The following is a 2,913-nucleotide window of genomic DNA, read 5'->3' as shown; positions in this document are numbered from 1 at the left end:
ACTTTAGGTAAGAATAACGTAAACATTCGTGCTATTGCTCAAGGCGCTTCAGAAAGAAATATTTCTGCCGTAATCAATGAAAGAGATGTCAAAAAAGCATTAAATACATTACACGAAAATTTCTTTGAAGAAAACACCAAACAATTGAACCTATTTGTAATGGGAGTTGGAAATGTAGGAGAAAAATTCATTGAGCAAATTCACCAACAGAAAAAATTCTTAAAAGAAAATCTAAAAATCAACTTAAGAGTCGTTGCCTTGTCTAATTCTAGAAAAATGCACTTTGACGAAGACGGAATTTCTTTGAAAGAGTGGCAAACTGTTTTAAACAATGGAGAAACAGCGAATCAAGAACTATTCATTGCTAAAGTAAAAGAGTTGAATCTAAGAAATAGCATCTTTGTTGATATTACAGCTAATGAAAGTGTTTCCAAAACCTATGAGCAATACTTAAAACAAAGTGTTGGTGTCGTAACTTGTAACAAAATTGCGTGTTCATCAGCTTATGACAATTACAAACATTTAAAAAATCTATCACGTCAATACAACGCCCCTTTCTTATTTGAAACGAATGTTGGAGCGGGATTACCAATTATTGACACCGTAAAGAACTTAATTGCTTCAGGTGATAAAGTGAACAAAATTCAAGCCGTATTATCTGGAAGTTTGAATTTCATCTTCAATAACTTTGACGAAAACCATTCGTTTCATGATGTAGTAAAAGAAGCTGGTGTTCAAGGATTCACTGAACCAGACCCGAAAATTGATTTGAGCGGAATTGACGTAGCTAGAAAAATTCTAATCTTAATTCGCGAAAGCGGCTACCAAATGGATATTGAAGCTATTGCAAACGAATCGTTTATGCCTGCTGAATGTTTAGCAACCACATCAAACGAAGCCTTTTTCGCCTCATTGCAAAAAAATGCTGCTCATTTTGACACATTGTACAATGAAGCTAAAAACAAAGAGTCACGTTTGAAATATGTTGCTCAATTTGAAAATGGCAAAGCAAGCGTTGGTTTACAATTCATTCCGAAAGACCATCCTTTTTATAATTTAGAAGGAAAAGACAATATCGTATTGTTCTACACCGATCGTTATGTGGATCAGCCTTTGTTAATCAAAGGTGCGGGTGCAGGTGCTGCTGTAACGGCTTCAGGAATATTTGCTGATGTCATCCGAATTGGAAACGTATAAATTAGTTGATAGTTATTAGTTGATGGTTGATAGATAAAAACAACCGAAAACCGACAACCGAAAACCGACAACCAACAACCAAAATTATGAATGAAATAAAACTATTTTGCCCAGCAACTATTGCCAACCTTTCTTGTGGATTCGATGTTTTGGGACTTTGTCTTGACAATGTGGGTGACGAAATGGTGATTCGGAAATCAACTCAAAAAGGGATTCGAATTACCAAAATTGTTGGAGCTGATTTGCCTTTGGAAACAGAAAACAATGTATCTGGAGTAGCGGGATTGGCATTATTAGAAACCGTAAATGCTGACTTTGGTTTTGACATTGAGATTTATAAAAACATCAAAGCGGGAAGCGGAATTGGTAGTAGTGCTGCTAGTTCGGCTGGAGCAGTTTTTGGTATCAATGCCTTATTAGGATATCCGTACCAAACCAAAGACTTAGTGCAATTTGCCATGCAAGGCGAAAAATTAGCTTGTGGTAATGCCCATGCTGATAACGTAGCTCCTGCCCTTTTAGGTGGGTTTACCTTAGTAAGAAGTTACAGTCCTTTGGATATTATCAAAATAGAAAGCCCTTCTGAACTGTACGCGACTGTAGTACATCCGCAAATTGAATTAAAAACTTCGGATGCGCGTTCGGTATTGAAACAAACCGTTTCTTTAAAAAGTGCCATCATGCAATGGGGAAATGTGGGTGGATTAATCGCGGGATTGTACACAAAAGATTACGATTTAATTGGTCGTTCCTTACACGATGAAATTGTAGAGCCTTTACGAAGTGTTCTAATTCCAGGATTTGATTTAATCAAACAAGCGGCTTTAGAAAATGGGGCTTTAGGTTCTGGAATATCAGGTTCAGGTCCTTCCATTTTTGCATTAAGCAAAGGAAAGGAAACAGCAGACAAAATTGCCAAAGCCATGAGTGCAGTATATGAAGCCATCAATCTACCTTATGAAATTCACGTTTCAAAAGTGAATTCTGAAGGAGTTAAAATTTTAAATCAACAATAAAATCAATTGCTTACCCAAGCAATAACAATACAATGAAATATTACAGTTTAAACCATAACGCACCTAAAGTTTCTTTTGAAGAAGCAGTTATACAAGGATTAGCAACCGATAGAGGATTGTATTTTCCAGAAAACATTACACCTTTATCAGCAGACTTTTTTGATACTATCGAAAACTTAAGTAACGAAGAAATTGCTTTTCAAGCCATCCAACAATTTGTAGGCGATGAAATTCCTGAAACCGAACTTCGAGCTATTATTAAAGACACCTTATGTTTTGACTTTCCGGTGGTCGAAGTAGAAAAAGGAATTTATTCCTTAGAATTATTTCACGGCCCAACTATGGCATTCAAGGATGTAGGTGCGCGTTTCATGTCACGTTGTTTGGGGTATTTCAATCGAAATGACAAAACCTCAAAAAATACCGTTTTAGTAGCTACTTCGGGAGATACTGGAGGAGCCGTAGCTAGTGGTTTTCTTGGTGTAGAGGGTGTCGATGTCGTTATTTTGTATCCTTCTGGAAAAGTAAGTGACATTCAAGAAAAACAACTAACTACTTTAGGACAAAATATTAAAGCGTTGGAAGTAGATGGTGTTTTTGACGATTGTCAAGACATGGTAAAAAAAGCCTTTTTGGACGAAAGTCTGAAACATAAAAATTTAACTTCGGCCAATTCCATCAATATTGCACGTTGGTTACC

The 2,913-nt window shown here is 36.4% G+C and carries 2 protein-coding genes and 1 pseudogene; all 3 read left to right on the top strand.

What is annotated here, in order from left to right; translation table 11 throughout:
* Positions 1-1,197 (top strand): annotated as a pseudogene (locus Q0L65_RS05125) (bifunctional aspartate kinase/homoserine dehydrogenase I); the annotation flags it as partial.
* 86 nt (positions 1,198-1,283) lie between these two features.
* Complete coding sequence (locus Q0L65_RS05120) at positions 1,284-2,213, top strand: homoserine kinase (protein ID WP_296684180.1); 930 nt, start codon at positions 1,284-1,286, stop codon at positions 2,211-2,213.
* Positions 2,214-2,245: 32 nt separating this feature from the next.
* Positions 2,246-2,913, top strand: a 668-nt coding sequence (locus Q0L65_RS05115) for a pyridoxal-phosphate dependent enzyme (RefSeq protein WP_296684178.1), incomplete at its 3' end; no start/stop codon positions are given.

Origin of the sequence: Flavobacterium sp. (assembly GCF_024642105.1) — a bacterium.
In the GTDB taxonomy this organism is placed as follows: Bacteria; Bacteroidota; Bacteroidia; order Flavobacteriales; family Flavobacteriaceae; genus Flavobacterium.
This window is presented reverse-complemented; position numbering and strand designations above follow the sequence as displayed.

Bases quoted from the DNA above. Each gene is read 5' to 3' on its own strand.
- Q0L65_RS05120 (WP_296684180.1), top strand. From the start codon at position 1,284: ATGAATGAAATAAAACTATTTTGCCCAGCAACTATTGCCAACCTTTCT.